Raw genomic sequence first — 14,981 nt, 5'->3', positions numbered from 1 at the left:
TATGTTAGTACTTAGACCAATTACAAAAGATGACTTTGCTGCTTTGAAAGAAGTAGCAAAAGCGTCTGGCCACGGCTTTACATCACTCCCTGTTTGCGATGATTTACTCGAAAGTAAAATTAATCGCGCAGTGGAGAGTTTTGAAAAAGACGTAAGCGTTCCACGCGATGAAGGCTACTTATTCGTATTAGAAGACACCAATACAGGTGAAATTGTGGGCACTACGGCAATCGAAGCTGCTGTTGGACTTGATGTACCGCTCTACCATTATCATATGGGCAAGACAGTTCATCACTCAAGTACACTTGGTGTTTACAACACAGTTGACATTCTCACCATGTGTAACGATTACACAGGTGCCACTGAAATCTGTACCTTGTTCTTGAAAGAATCACACCGCAGTGGTTTAGCTGGTCGTTTTCTATCACGTATTCGCTTTTTATTTATGGCCCAGCATCAAGCACGTTTTTCAAACCGTGTAATCGCAGAAATGCGTGGTGTTTCTGATAAAAATGGCCATTCACCATTTTGGCAATGGTTACAAGAACACTTCTTTTCAATTGACTTCCCAACTGCTGATCATTTAATTGGCACGGGCAATAAGGTATTTATCTCCGAACTGATGCCTAAATACCCTATTTACGCCAATTTGCTCAGCAAAGACGCTCAAGCCGTCATCGGTAATGTTCATGATAAAACAAAACCTGCGTTAAGATTGCTAGAAAAAGAAGGCTTTGAATTTCGCGGTTATGTTGATTTATTTGATGCAGGGCCAACGGTTGAAGCGCAAATGGATAACATTAAAAGCGTACGAGAAAGCCGTTTGCTTACGGTGAAAATTGGTAAAGGCCAAAGTGTTGATACCTATGCGATTGCAAACCTTGAAGTCAATGCATTTAAAGCCGTATTTAGCTGTGATATTTCGATTGATGATAATGATGATACGGCAATCATCGACAGCGAATTAGCATCAGCGCTTAACGTTGGGTGTGGCGATTCAATACGAATTTTAAAATTAAGTTAGGTCGTGCTTAAACCTACTTTAATACACAATTACAGTGTTCAGGTCGCCCTGTTCACTAATACAAAGGTAACATTATGCACAACAATGTAGATACATTATTTGAAAACTTATGGCAAAGCTATTTAGACGTAACGCCATCAGCAGTTAAAGTTCACAAGTTATTAGGTGATACGCAGCAAACAGACGTGATTAATGACCACATTGCATTACGTACATTTAATATCGAAAAAGTGGGCCTTGAAAAACTTGCACAACACTTTTTAGCTGTCGGCTACACAGAGTGTGGCGAGTATCATTTTGAAGCTAAAAAACTGTATGCAAAGCATTTTGAGCACAGCGATCCGACTAAACCAAAAGTGTTTATTTCTGAATTACTTGTTGAAAAGTTTTCGCCTGAGCTACAAAAAACAATTCACGCATTAGTTGAGCAAATCGACGAAGACGCAATTACTGCTGATAATTTCTTATACTCAGGTGCGCATTGGCAAATTGACTCAGCGACCTATGCAACACTATTAGAAGAATCTGAATACGCTGCTTGGACTGCTGCTTGGGGTTACCGTGCAAATCACTTTACGGTTAGCATTAATCACCTCGCTAACTTTGAAACAATTGAAGCTGTAAACACAGCACTTAAAGATGCCGGTTTTGAACTAAACAGTTCAGGTGGCGAGATCAAAGGTTCACCAGAAGTACTGCTAGAGCAGTCTTCAACGCTTGCTGACAAAGCAGACGTAACATTTAGCGACGGTGTTAAAGCGATCCCTAGCTGTTTTTACGAATTTGCCCTACGCTACGCAAAACCAGATGGCGATATTTACACCGGTTTTGTTGCAGCATCGGCAGACAAAATTTTTGAAAGTACCAACGCACGCTAATTGGTAGATAATAAAAAACGAGCCAATGGCTCGTTTTTTATTATTCGCTCACTATACTTAATAAACCGTGTTGTAACTGCCGCTATTATTTAGAAAGCGTGTTTATCAAGAGCCTAAATACCAATTGATGAAATATATTTTACTGCTTTTATTTATCTTACCTTTGCAACTAACCGCAAGACAAAACCAACTTGAGGTATATACCTATCATAATATGCCGCCTTACGTTATCGACTTGGAACAAAAATCAGGATTATATTTTGAGTTCGTCGATTTACTCAACCAAATGAATTCTGGCTATCAGTTTAAATTGGTGTACATGCCGCGAAAACGCATCGACCATCGTTTGAAACAAAACAAACTAAACGGTGTAGTCATTGGTGTTAATCCCAAGTGGTTTAGAGACCCCACTCAATCACGCTATCATTGGACGCCGAAAATTATGTCCGATCAAGATATATTTGTGAGCTTAAGTAAGCACCCTGTGATTGTGAGCGAATTATCAGATCTTGAAAGCAAACGGGTTGGTGGCATTCACGGCTTTAAATATGTGGGTGTAGATTCGTTAGCAAATCAACAAAAATTAACCCGCGTAAATACACAAAGCGAAACGCAATTATTTGATATGTTGAAAAAAGAGCGTATCGATACTGCGATATTGAGCTATTACACCTTTCTTTATTTAAGTAAACAAGACCACAACGACTTCTACATTGCAGAAAAACATCACGATACGTTTACTCGCCATATCATGTTGCCTAAAAGCCAAAATAGCAGCTTATATTTAACGTTAAATTCAATTTTAATCTGTGAAGACTTTACGAAACACTGGAAACAACGCCTACTAAATTATACTATGCCTGTTCATTAGTAATTTATTTCTCTCGCATGTCACATAAAAATTGTCTGCTAGCTTCATTTATGACAGCGCTTGTCAGCGGGTGTTTTATTCTTTTAGATGTTGATTTTCTTCAACATTCTAATGAGATTTTTTGGCATGTTCCCTATCGTTCCTTTGTCATCATGCTATGCCTAGTTGCCGTTGCCTGCTCTGCAAAATTAATCGCACTTCCAACACTTTTTCAACAGAGCATTGCCAATATTGGACTATACGCCGCATTAAGTTGGTTCCCGGTGTCGTTAATTTTCTCTGGTAACGTGCGCAATATATTCAGCGCAAGTAGTTTAGTCAGTTATGATGTATGGCTTATGTTTAGTTTACTGCCGCTCGCGAGCGCAATCTTAATTAGCGTGATGGTTGTATACCATAAAATTTTTAGTCACTAAGTTGTTGGTATTGTTACCGAGTACGTAACAATATTATTATCAGAATGTGCCACTTGGTGGGTCTCTAAGTTATTTGTTTTTAATCGATAACTAAAAAAGCATTGACTTGTATTGATTGCACCTAGCCCACCCAAAGACTTTAACCAAGGCTTTGCATACCAAGTGCCATAAAGTCCCATTGTATAAGCACATGAGCGTAAGTTCGTTAAATTTGGAAAATACTTAGACCACACCGTTGTATACAGCTCGGTAACAACCAAAGAATAAGGCGACGTATTATCACCATTATTTAATCGCGCCTCTAATGTATTCAACATTAAATTGCGACGTCGCCAATTAACCTCTGTTGTCGGTCTCGGTGGGTGCATTGCAAATATATCGAGAGTTTGCTTGTTAAATACTATGCCAAGAGACACCAAATCCCCTCTTTCATCTAAAAAGGAGGTTTTTTGCTTTTTACTGATTGCATACTTACTGATAATGGCAATATTACTTGGCAGACTTTCTTTTTTGCGAATACCGTAATTAAAGCGCCCTTCACTTAATGCTTTTAATTGATTGATATGCAATTCATTGACATTGAAAAGAATTATTAACTCGGCATTTTGTTGTGTTATTTCTTGATAAATCGGTGCAAGCGCCAAGTCGAGCGAATCATCAAACGTGTATTGCAACACTTTTATCGCATCGCCCTCACGTTGGTTAACTAACTCTCCTGTTTTGCTAATAAACAATGTGCTGTTTAGATAGGCATTAAAATTTGCAGCAATCAATAATCCACTAACGAGCAGAAAAATTACCATTACGGTACGATTCCAAAAGCCCAACAGTAGACTTAGTGCGATTGACAGCATCGCAAACTGGGTTTGTAGACTGGCTATCAAATCAATTTGATAAATCGATTTGATGATTTCAAAGCGTGGCGTTAATTGCCCTAAAAAAACAACAAACAAAGCTAATAAAATCAGTATACGCACAGGTTATCTCGGGTTTTAACTTAATGTTAAAAGCGTAGTCTAATGTAATCATTTATGCTTAATTTTTGTTGATATGTTATGAAGATAGCTGCTTGGTTACAGTGCAATAAATCGCATGCGAGATAGATAAATCTTACACATAAATGCGTTATTAAAGGTATTCCAGTGCAAAAATAGGTGGCTCGCACCCATTGTTTATTTGCGTTTTAAACTTAACGTGCCTGAAAGGCGCTTAGCTGGTTTTCTAGATTGCTCTTGACGCTTGCGTTTATCGCGCGGTTTTTCGCTGGCTTTTGAGGTTTCATTTAGCACAGGTTTAAACGTTTTCTTCGCTTTTTTATTGTGGTCCGTTGAACGTTCTTGCGTTTTACTTGAATCGGCAATTGATGCATTAATTTGCGCCATTTCACTGTCGCTTAAAAAGCGCCAACGTCCCACCGCTAAATCATTTAACGATACATTCATAATACGAACACGTTTTAGCTTAATTACTTCAAATCCTAAGTACTCGCACATACGACGGATCTGTCGGTTAAGCCCTTGTGTTAAAATAATATTAAAGCGTTTCTTGCCAAGTTGTTTAACTTTACACGGTTTTGTAATGGTATCGAGAATAGGAATACCTGACGCCATCTTTTCAACAAAACGCTGGTCGATTTCCTTATCGACTGTGACAATATACTCTTTCTCGTGATTATTGCCTGCGCGCAATATTTTGTTGACGATATCGCCTTCGTTGGTCAAAAAGATTAGCCCTTCTGACGGTCTATCTAGGCGGCCAATTGGGAAAATTCGATCTTTGTAATTGATTGCAGAGACAATATTACTTTTAATTTTCTTTTCGGTTGTGCAGGTAACACCCACAGGCTTGTTGTATGCAATATAAACGCGTTTCGGTTTTGCCTTTAATGACTTACCGTTAACCGTAATGTTATCAGCATCAGATACTTTTAAGCCCATTTCAGCAACTGTTCCGTTAACCGTAACTTTACCTTCTGCGATTAACGTATCTGCTTCTCGACGTGAACAAATACCAGTTTCACTGATATATTTGTTTAAGCGTTTTAATTCACTCATATCTAAACAACTAAATAATCTATGGCGCTATTGTAATTCAGCCACATTTAAAACGCTTGCGTTTTCTCAGGTAAATGCACATGTTAGAATAGCGTTTTTGTTTTAGCACTTTGATTTTATGTTCTTAAAACCCAACTGGCGTATTCTTACCATTGGCGATGGCGACCTCACCTTTTCGTATTCGTTACTTGCTCATCATCAAATAACACATTTATCAGCGTCAGTATTAGATGCGAAAGCAACCATTATGGATAAATACAGTAAAAATGGCATTAACGGATTAAATCGATTAAATGCGAATGTACATTATGAACTTGATATAACAAACGCTAAAACCTGGCCAAATACCCTTTGCGGTGCGTTTGACTTAGTGATTTTTCAATTTCCGCTTGTTCCTGCAGTTAAGTCAAAAGATGCGTTTGATCAGGCCCCAAATCAAAATATTGTAAATCGTAACTTGCTACGTAATTATTTACTTGCATGTTTTGACTACTTTTTAGATAAAAACGGTGCACGTCTCAGTTACATCACTTCAAAAGAAGTTAAACCTTATAGCCATTGGCAGATAGAAACTGATCTTGTTACCGACACATCAATCGCTTACTTGGGTAAACAAGCGTTTAACTATTCACTTTTTCCTGACTATCAAATTCGTAATGTTGATCGTGATAAACAGGTTAAAGACACTAAAGGCTTTATTTATTGCTACTCCGATGTAACACAACCAGAATCGGTGATAAATCAATTTACCCCTTTTACTTTTAATAAAACCGGTTATTGCCCGCTATGTCGTGTCGGCCCGTTTACATCTGAGGAAAACAAGCAACGCCATTTGCTGTCGAAAAAACACATTAAACTAGCCGCATATCAACAGCAGTGGTTTGACTTCTTAGCACAGCAATAATCGCCGCTGTTTGGCAGCGTAACGCGCGGTTAACCGCATCAGCCTTGGTAATATCTACGTATTATGGTATGTTGCGGGCATTTTTATATTAACCGTTATTATTCATGTCAACGATAGAAGTAAACTCTCAAGATAACCAAAATAAAGGGTTGTTTAATCGCTTTTTAGCAACCGTCGAATTCCTCGGTAATTTACTGCCTCACCCAATCACCCTATTTGCAATGTTCTGTGTTGCTATTGTTATTTTCAGCGGTATTGCAGATTGGATGGGGGTTAGCGCCATTGATCCACGCCCAGAAGGTGCTAAAGGTCGTGCACCAGATGGTGTTATTGAAGTTGTATCGCTTATGAGCGCTGAAGGTTTACAACGTATCGTGACTGGACTTGTTACTAACTTCACAGGTTTTGCGCCACTTGGTACGGTACTCGTTGCATTATTAGGCGTAAGTGTTGCAGAGCATTCAGGTATGTTATCAGCGGCAATGCGCGGCATGGTAATGGGTGCGCCAAAACGCCTAGTAACGTTTATGGTAGTGTTTGCTGCGATTTTGTCTAACACAGCGTCAGAACTTGGTTATGTCGTACTTATTCCGTTAGCTGCAATGATCTTCCACAGCCTTGGTCGTCACCCGTTAGCAGGCCTAGCTGCTGCGTTTGCCGGTGTTTCTGGTGGTTACAGTGCCAACCTGTTGCTGGGTACAATTGACCCATTACTTGCGGGTATTACTACACCAGCAGCACAAATGATTGACCCAACATATGAAGTAGGCCCAGAAGCAAACTATTACTTTATGGCCATTTCAGTGGTGTTAATCGCCTTTGTTGGTACGTGGGTAACGGAAAAAATTGTTGAGCCTCGCTTAGGTAAATACAACAATGATGAAGCAAGCATTGATTTAGCAGATAACAAAATCGACCATTTAACTGACGTTGAGCGTAAAGGTTTACGTTACGCTGGTCTTGCATTTTTAGCGACATGTGCCGTACTTGCTACAACAATCGTGCCTGAAAACGGCATTCTACGTCACCCAGAAACCGGATTAGTAGCAGGTTCACCTTTCTTAAAAGGGATTGTTGTATTTATCTTTGTAACCTTTGCTATTCCTGGTTTTGTTTATGGTCGCGTTGTTGGTTCAATGAAAAATGACCGCGATATCATTGATGCCATGTCTAAAAGTATGAGCTCAATGGGTATGTACATTGTGTTAGTATTCTTCGCTGCGCAATTTGTTGCATTCTTTAAATGGACCAACTTAGGTACTATCTTAGCGGTTAAAGGCGCGGCTATGTTAACTGCGTTAAACTTAACTGGCCCTGAAGTATTTGTACTGTTTATTTTTATGTGTGCAGTGGTTAACTTGAGTTTAGGTTCATCGTCGGCACAGTGGGCAATCACCGCGCCAATATTTGTACCTATGTTAATGCTTATCGGTTATGCGCCTGAAACAATTCAAGCAGCCTACCGTATTGGTGATTCGGTAACTAACCTTATCACGCCAATGATGAGTTATTTTGGCTTAATCCTCGCGGTGGCAACCAAATACAAAAAAGATATGGGCATAGGAACACTTGTCGCAACCATGCTGCCATATTCAATGTTCTTCTTTGTCGGCTGGGTATGTTTATTCTACTTATGGGTATTCGTACTAGGTATGCCAGTTGGCCCTAATTCACCAATCTACTATACGCCATAGTAGATTGCCCTGCTAAGCGCCATTGGCGTTATCTATTAGCAATTGTGAATAAAAAAAGGAGCAGTAAATGCTCCTTTTTTTGTATTTAACCTTCGCTTTGTCAGCGACTCGATAACAACGAAATATTAAATTGGTTGTTACTTTTTAAATGCTTTTCTGATTTTCTGACGATTTTGCATCTTGGCTTCTGCACCATACTGCGTTGCTCTATTAGAACGAATACGTTTTTGCAGTGAGGTTTTCTTACCGATTTTCTTAATTAAGCCATCGCGGTTACTTACTTCAAAGCCAGGGTAATAAATACGCTTAACTTTGTCTTGAATTAAGTCTTCAATTTGCGCAAGTACGTGCTCTTCTTCGCGGCTAACTAATGAAATAGCAAAGCCTTTTTGCCCCGCGCGACCTGTACGCCCGATGCGGTGAACATAATCTTCAGCAAGGTACGGCAAATCAAAGTTAATTACGCGTGGTAGTCCGGCAATATCCAAGCCGCGAGCCGCGACTTCCGTACCCACTAAAATAGTGGTTTTCCCGTCTTTAAATTCACGTAAGGCGCGGCGACGATTACCTTGGCTTTTATCGCCATGCATCACGCCAACGGTAACGCCGTATTGTGTAAGCTCATCAACAATTAACTGTACATCTTCTTTCATGTTGACGAAAACCAGTACTTGCTTCCATCCCTTACGACAAATAAGCTCTGACAATAGCTCTAATTTTCTGTCGTTTGATACCGGATATGCAACGTGGGTGATTGTACTCGCCGTTTCGTTGTCTCTACTTACCTGAACAATTTTCGGATTTTTAAGTGCTTTTGTAGCAAACTGTTTAACTGCCGACGGATACGTTGCCGAGAACAACAATGTTTGTTTATTTTTGTCACATTGCTCTAAAATAGTTTCAATATCAGAGCGAAAACCCATATCTAACATACGGTCTGCTTCGTCAAGTACGACATGACACGCGTTATTAAGCGCAAAATTGCCTTTACGTAAGTGTTCAATTAAACGCCCTGGCGTTGCGACAAGAATATCGCAGCCTTTATTTATACGGTTAATTTGTTTGTCGTGCTCTACACCACCGAAAATTGCAACCGACTTTAAATTGTTAAACGCCGTAAATTGTTTAATGTTGTGATCAATTTGATCAACTAGTTCACGCGTCGGCGCTAAAATCACAGCGCGAATTGACTCGCCATTGGCGTTACTATCAAGTAGCTTTTGAATGATCGGCAGCGCAAACGCTGCTGTTTTACCTGTGCCTGTTTGCGCACTTGCAAGCACGTCGTGACCACGACGTACATGTGGTATCGCCATTTTCTGTACTGGCGTTAGTGATTCATAACCCATTTTCTCTAGTGCTGATAAAATCGAGTCAGCAAAGCTAAAGGATTTGAAATTCATAATATTGGAAACCTATTGAGGGAATTACGTTGATTATAACAAGGAAAGTACGGTGCAGAATAGCTAAAAGCGATCGTTTAACCGATCGCTTTTATAAAAACGGGCGTTATGGGGTGATGATAAAATCGCTTTGTGCTAGTTGATTAAGCGAATCGCCAACCAGTTTATCTTCAAACTGGCGCATTAATCCCATACCTGTTTCGATTTGCTGATCGTTAAGCGGCACGTACGGTAAGCGGAACACAGGTTTTACCGCGCCCGATAACGCCAATGCGGTATTAATCGCAATTGGATTTGGCTCACAAAATAACCAGGCCATTAATTGCTGGCATTGGTCGTTAAGTTCATTATTTTCACGGTCCATTAATTCACGAAATACACTCGGAATTAAATTTGACGTAACTGAAATCACACCATGTGATTTGGCTTTATGGCGACTCTCATGGGCTTCGTCGTCGTTACCAGACCAACATGCAATGCCTTTGTTTTCATAATATTCAATTCGCTCATTACCGCCGCATTCTTTTACGCCAATAAAGTTTTCTGACTGAGCAAGCTGCTCAATAATATCAGGTGTTAAATCTTGACCCGTACGCCCAGGTACGTTGTAAATAAATGCAGGGCCAATCGCTAATACACGTTCAAAGTGAGCAATAACCCCTTGATTTGACGTACGTCCGTAGTAAGGATTAATCTGCAGTGATGCATCCATACCTGTAGCAAAACCATATTCTGTGGCTTTAATTGCTTCTTTAGTATTGTTACTACCGGTGTTACCAATAATAAGTAATTGGCCTTTAAATTTGTTAACGCTGTGGGCGATAAGCATTAAATGCTCTTCCCAGTTCATTAACTGGCCTTCGCCCGTTGTACCACCGACAATAATGCCATCTACACCGGCTTCGATTTGCTTTTCAACTAGCATGTCGTAAGTGGGTAAATCAATTTCGCCATTGCTGTGGTAAGGCGTTTTAATTGCGGTGATTAGACTCGCTTGTTTAATTGTGGCAACGTTTGTCATAGCTACTTATCATTATAAAAATTTGCACTATTTTAACCATAAACAAGGTGTCACGTAAGTAGGTAACAAGTCTTAGTTAAAATTTGTTGTTATTTTTATTAGTTACGATAAGATAACTGTACAAATATACAGTTAATTATTTTGCAATGGCTATATCCGAATACTTCGAAGATTATTTCTACTCGTTAAAACAGCTTTCTCTACACACAGGGGTAAAAGAGCACACCTTAAATGAGTGGCAAGACGCCTGTATTTTGCCAAGCGCCGCCTATCATTTAAAAAACCAAGTGCAGTCGAGCTCGTTTTTTGGCATTTGTGATTTCAATGAAGAGCAAGAGTATTACGCCCGAGGCTATACTAAATGGATAGATTTGTTAAAAAATCACTCAGAGCTGAGCTCAGCGCAAGCATATACCTTGTTCTATCAGCAATATGCAAAATCAGTAAACGATTTGGCGGCAAAAGGCTTTGAACTTAACGCCGAATACTTTGAAAATCTTGAAGAGCAAATTCAAAACCATTGGCAATTATTTTTGGCAGGTAAATATGGCGTTATTACAGCAAATGGCTTTATACATGAAATTGTTGCGCTAGAAGCGGTAGATTACTTAGTTAATAACTGTGAAATAGGCGACGAACAGTTAAGTAAATGTTTGCGTCTACTTGAGCGCACTTTAAGCTACCCACCACAGCAGCTAAATTGTGTGTCAAATGCCCATAAATTACTCAAGCGCCTGAAAGATTTATAGTCGAGTACTTAGCGATATTAAACATATCGCTAAGTACCAAATCTAAAATCGGAACAGTAACGACACACTTACGGTATCGGTTTTAATTTCAGCGATTTCAGTTTTCTCATAATCTAGGGTAAGCGCCATTGATTTGCTGATGCCGTAACCGATTCCCAGCCCACTTACTACAGACGTGCTGCGGTCGTCAATTTTTTGCGTGGCTAATGCGCTGTCTTGATATATCAGTTGCTCCATTTTATTGTCCCAACCGATTACACCCACTTGCGCTTTTAAAAATAGCTTATCATTTATAGGTAATGTACCGATCAAACGTAAATCTGCCGCTAACGTTTCAAATTCGCCTTTATGCTTTGTCGTACTTGTTTTTTTGCCTTTGCTATCGGTGCTTTGCTCTGTCACTTTGAAATCGGCTACCCCAAAACGCGACACACCGCCTTCTAAAGCAACAAATCGGTTAAATTGAAAGCCAACTAAAACCCGTGCACCAAAACCACGATCACTGGATTTATACTTATATTCACCTAGGTTTTCGTCCACAACTGATGGTTTAAAATCAAGTGATTTAAATTTTTGCTGTTGTAAACTCAAACCGTAATATGCAAATTGATTGTGGTTTTTTGCATATGAATTAAGTGAAAACACACTGACAATGAGACAAAGTAAATAAGTTAAGGGTTTCATTATTGTCCTTAAAATGAAAATAAAACGGTGATCGCGCACCAGAACCGATTAAAACGCTCTTATCTGGTAGATAAGCGCTAAGACGTTATCAAGGTTATAAAAGAAACACCGAATAACGGCGCAATATAATGCAAATTGAAAAATGATTTATCAAGTCAAATTACAATTATTAACAGTTAGTTACCAAATAATAGGTGCCAGAAACTGGGCTCATGAATTTTGTGATATTGCTTGCGTAATTTATCAATTTCGGTCAATTGTTTTTTAGCAGTTGGCAAGTCGTTTACGTTTTGCTTAATTAACGCAACGTGTTTAAGTACACGCTCGATTCCTTGGTTCGATTTTTGCGATTCACGGTTAAAGCCAATTTGTTGCGACTTACGTAAGGCCTTTTCAATATCAGTTAAATGAGTAAGCAACTCACCTGATGTTTGTGCAGTTTTGGCTTGTTTGTAACTTAGTGCCATTTCTTTCATCACTAACGCTAGCTCTGATTGTTCAGCTGAGAGTGAAAAACACATTATAAAAATCGATAAAAGGAAGGTTTTCTTCATACTGCTCTCTTGTTAGCGAAATCGCTAAGGTTTCTAATTTATAGTACCGTGATACTAATACCAATTCACTTAAGTAGCTGATCATCCTCGCGGGAATATATATCATGTAAACTGCGTTAGAATTAATCAATGTAGAACGACTACATTAAAAAAATCCCGCCTTGGTATCATTTCGTTTATCCAGCGATAACCCAGATCTCACACTTAACAGAAACGGTATTAAAAATCGCGCCTATTGTAACAAGAACATAAAAAAAGCCAATCACATGGATTGGCTTTGCAAGTACGTTAGGATTCTAATTAGCTAACTTGTTTTAGCTTTGCCTGTTCTGGCTTTAGTAAATTCATATCAAAATCAAATTCATCAACGCGTATTGCAAGCTCACGTTTTACGTTGTAGTCGACCAGCATTTTATACTCGTCAGCCGTAATAACGTTTGCTACCAATGCGTTATCGAGTGTTTCAGCGAAGCGTACGCCAGATTTAATTTCTTTCTTGCGTAGCGACTTTTTAATCTTAGCTAGCATCTCTAAACACTCTAGTTTAGCGAGATACGCTTGCTGGTTAATGTCGTGTCCATCGCCATTCGAAGCATGCACTAAATGCGTTAATTGCTTTTTAAATTTGGTATTTAACTGACACTGATGCGCAAGTTCTCTTACCAAATCATCACTGATACGCATTGAGCTTTCAGAGTAAGTTACTGTTATCAAGCGCATAAACTTACGTGTTGTACCTGATGGGAAGTTTGCTAAGAAATCGCTGATTGCGTTTTCAGCTTGTGCAATGGCCCAACGTGTTGCGTAATGGAAGTATGGTGCTGCTTGTGCACGGTCTTCAGCAGACACTTTTTGCTCGTAGTAACGAATTGATGCCATTGCTGCGTATAAGTAACTCATTACATCACCTAAACGCGCTGATAGTAGTTCAGCTTGCTTAAGTTTGCCGCCAAGTACAAGTAATGAGAAGTCTGCGTATACTGCAAGTTTTGCTGAAAGTTTATTTACCGCTTTTTCGTACTGACGCACTTCAGACAGTTTTGACTTCGCGCCTGCAGTAAATGGCAGTAAACCTTTAGTAAATGCACTTAGACTGTTGCCAACACTGTAGCCAATTGTTTTAGTTAACAAGCCGCGGAACGTAGCGTCTGCATTTTTTTCAGTACTGTGAATTGATTCAACCATGCTTTGCAGGTGCGGGTGACAACGCATTACGCCTTGACCAAAGATCATAAGGTTACGCGTAAGAATGTTTGCACCTTCTACTGTGATTGCAACTGGTTGACCAAGGTAGCCTTGCGCTAAGGTATTTTGCGGACCGCATTGAATTGCTTTACCGGCTTGAATATCCATTGCTGAATTTAATACATCACGGCCAAGCTCTGTCATATGGTATTTTGCAATTGCGGTTACAACTGATGGTTTTAAGCCTAAGCCCAAGCCTTCTGTTGTTAATACACGCATTGCTTCTTGTAAGTACGTTTTGCCCGCAATATCAGCCAGTTTTTCTTGAATACCTTCAAATAAGCCAATGCTTAAACCAAATTGCTCACGCACTGCTGCGTATTCTGATGCTGATTTAAGTGCTACGTGGGCAGTTGAACAACCTAACGCTGGTAATGAGATACCACGGCCCGCGCCCAAACAACTTACAAGCATTTGCCAACCGCGACCAATGTTCTTTTGACCACCAATGATAAATTCCATCGGTACAAAAACACTCTGACCACGTGTTGTACCATTGTAGAATTTAATGCCCATTGGGTTGTGGCGATTACCCAGTTCAACACCTGGATGATCTTTTGGAATTAGCGCACAAGTAATGCCTAGATCTTCTTCGCCGCCAAGTAGCCCTTGTGGATCTTTTACTTTAACCGCAAGACCAAGTACCGTTGCAATTGGTGCAAGCGTTATATAACGCTTATCCCAAGTTAACTCTAAACCAAGTACTTGTTTGCCTTGGTATTCGCCCATCGTTACGATACCTTGGTCTGGAATACCGCCAGCATCAGAACCCGCTTCAGGGCTTGTTAGGGCAAAACATGGAATATCTTGGCCGATAGCTAATTTAGGCAAGTAGTGCTGACGTTGCTCTTCTGTACCATAGTGCATTAGTAGCTCACCCGGGCCAAGTGAGTTTGGTACCATTACCGTTACAGCAACAGCTGTACTTTTGGTAGCGATAGTCGCAACAATTGTTGAATTCGCATATGGGCTAAACTCTAAACCGCCATACTGTTTAGGAATAATCAGTGAAAAGAAGCGATTTGATTTAATAAACTCTAGAATATTGTCAGGTAAATGATTTGAACTTTGGATCTCAGTTTCATCAATCATGTCTAACAATTGCGCTACTGGACCATCTAGGAATGCTTGCTCTTCATCGCTTAGTTTTGCTTCAGGCACTGCACGTAACGCATCAAAATCAGGCTTACCTTGATAGATAGAACCTTCCAACCAAACATCGCCTGCATCTAAGGCTTCTTGCTCTGTTACAGAGATACTTGGTAATACTTTTTTCAAACTTGTTCTTAAACTCATGGCTACTCATCCGACCAGATAATTTTTATACATTACGTCATAAAATTTTGTTTAGATCAATTACTCTAGTTTAAAAAATTAATAAATTTATTACATTTAGTAGTTACATCACTGATTTTACATAATTTTTAAATAGACACACATGTACGCTGAAACGTTATTTGAGCATGTTTTTTTGGGGTAAATTT

At 39.5% G+C, this 14,981-nt stretch carries 14 protein-coding genes; 7 read left to right on the top strand and 7 right to left on the bottom strand.

Features of this window, described 5'->3' with window-relative positions:
* Position 1: 1 nt before the first annotated feature.
* The 4 genes from astA (at position 2) to ACHSBP_RS13140 (ending at position 3,189) form a co-directional block, all read left to right on the top strand.
* Positions 2-1,024, top strand: a complete 1,023-nt coding sequence (gene astA / locus ACHSBP_RS13155; protein ID WP_010559224.1) for an arginine N-succinyltransferase — start codon at positions 2-4, stop codon at positions 1,022-1,024.
* A gap of 74 nt (positions 1,025-1,098) precedes the next feature.
* Positions 1,099-1,902, top strand: a complete 804-nt coding sequence (locus tag ACHSBP_RS13150) for a DUF1338 domain-containing protein (RefSeq protein WP_010559225.1) — start codon at positions 1,099-1,101, stop codon at positions 1,900-1,902.
* 127 nt (positions 1,903-2,029) lie between these two features.
* Positions 2,030-2,773 (top strand): hypothetical protein, encoded by a 744-nt coding sequence (locus ACHSBP_RS13145; protein WP_395389100.1) that lies wholly within the window; start codon positions 2,030-2,032, stop codon positions 2,771-2,773.
* A 50-nt stretch (positions 2,774-2,823) separates the two neighbouring features.
* Positions 2,824-3,189: a hypothetical protein gene (locus tag ACHSBP_RS13140; RefSeq protein ID WP_395389098.1), complete on the top strand. Its 366-nt coding sequence runs from the start codon at positions 2,824-2,826 to the stop codon at positions 3,187-3,189.
* On the opposite strand, the gene ACHSBP_RS13135 is transcribed toward ACHSBP_RS13140, so the two are convergent.
* Both ACHSBP_RS13135 and rluF read right to left on the bottom strand, forming a co-directional pair.
* Entirely contained in the window at positions 3,186-4,166 is a 981-nt protein-coding gene (locus tag ACHSBP_RS13135) for a hypothetical protein (protein WP_395389097.1), read from the bottom strand. The two genes, ACHSBP_RS13140 and ACHSBP_RS13135, sit on opposite strands and share 4 nt — an antisense overlap.
* 195 nt (positions 4,167-4,361) lie before the next feature.
* A complete protein-coding gene (gene rluF, locus ACHSBP_RS13130; protein WP_010559229.1) occupies positions 4,362-5,243 on the bottom strand; it encodes a 23S rRNA pseudouridine(2604) synthase RluF in 882 nt (293 codons plus the stop codon).
* A gap of 118 nt (positions 5,244-5,361) precedes the next feature.
* Between rluF and ACHSBP_RS13125 the strand changes: the two genes are divergently transcribed.
* Together ACHSBP_RS13125 and ACHSBP_RS13120 are read left to right on the top strand one after the other, a co-directional pair.
* Positions 5,362-6,147 carry a Rossmann-like fold-containing protein gene (locus ACHSBP_RS13125; RefSeq protein ID WP_010559230.1) on the top strand — a complete coding sequence of 262 codons (786 nt, stop codon included), beginning with the start codon at positions 5,362-5,364 and terminating at the stop codon, positions 6,145-6,147.
* A gap of 104 nt (positions 6,148-6,251) precedes the next feature.
* The gene (locus ACHSBP_RS13120) at positions 6,252-7,841 is read left to right on the top strand and encodes an AbgT family transporter (RefSeq protein WP_010559231.1); all 1,590 of its coding nucleotides are present in this window, start codon (positions 6,252-6,254) and stop codon (positions 7,839-7,841) included.
* Positions 7,842-7,978: 137 nt separating this feature from the next.
* Here the strand turns inward: ACHSBP_RS13120 and ACHSBP_RS13115 are convergent, their stop codons facing one another.
* Together ACHSBP_RS13115 and dapA are read right to left on the bottom strand one after the other, a co-directional pair.
* Entirely contained in the window at positions 7,979-9,244 is a 1,266-nt protein-coding gene (locus ACHSBP_RS13115; RefSeq protein ID WP_395389095.1) for a DEAD/DEAH box helicase, read from the bottom strand.
* Positions 9,245-9,350: 106 nt separating this feature from the next.
* Positions 9,351-10,265 (bottom strand): 4-hydroxy-tetrahydrodipicolinate synthase, encoded by a 915-nt coding sequence (dapA, locus tag ACHSBP_RS13110; protein ID WP_395389094.1) that lies wholly within the window; start codon positions 10,263-10,265, stop codon positions 9,351-9,353.
* Between the two features lie 146 nt (positions 10,266-10,411).
* On the opposite strand from dapA, the gene ACHSBP_RS13105 reads away from it, so the two are divergent.
* Positions 10,412-11,014: a DUF6058 family natural product biosynthesis protein gene (locus ACHSBP_RS13105; protein WP_054979791.1), complete on the top strand. Its 603-nt coding sequence runs from the start codon at positions 10,412-10,414 to the stop codon at positions 11,012-11,014.
* 42 nt (positions 11,015-11,056) lie between these two features.
* Here ACHSBP_RS13105 and ACHSBP_RS13100 read toward each other — a convergent pair whose 3' ends face one another.
* The 3 genes from ACHSBP_RS13100 to ACHSBP_RS13090 form a co-directional block, all read right to left on the bottom strand.
* Complete coding sequence (locus ACHSBP_RS13100; RefSeq protein WP_395389093.1) at positions 11,057-11,698, bottom strand: outer membrane beta-barrel protein; 642 nt, start codon at positions 11,696-11,698, stop codon at positions 11,057-11,059.
* Positions 11,699-11,874: 176 nt separating this feature from the next.
* The gene (locus ACHSBP_RS13095) at positions 11,875-12,252 is read right to left on the bottom strand and encodes a cytochrome b562 (RefSeq protein WP_395389091.1); all 378 of its coding nucleotides are present in this window, start codon (positions 12,250-12,252) and stop codon (positions 11,875-11,877) included.
* 300 nt (positions 12,253-12,552) lie between these two features.
* Complete coding sequence (locus ACHSBP_RS13090) at positions 12,553-14,793, bottom strand: acyl-CoA dehydrogenase (protein WP_395389089.1); 2,241 nt, start codon at positions 14,791-14,793, stop codon at positions 12,553-12,555.
* Positions 14,794-14,981 lie beyond the last annotated feature (188 nt).

Source organism: Pseudoalteromonas sp. XMcav1-K (genome assembly GCF_044005875.1).
Lineage (GTDB): Bacteria > Pseudomonadota > Gammaproteobacteria > Enterobacterales > Alteromonadaceae > Pseudoalteromonas > Pseudoalteromonas spongiae.
This window is presented reverse-complemented; position numbering and strand designations above follow the sequence as displayed.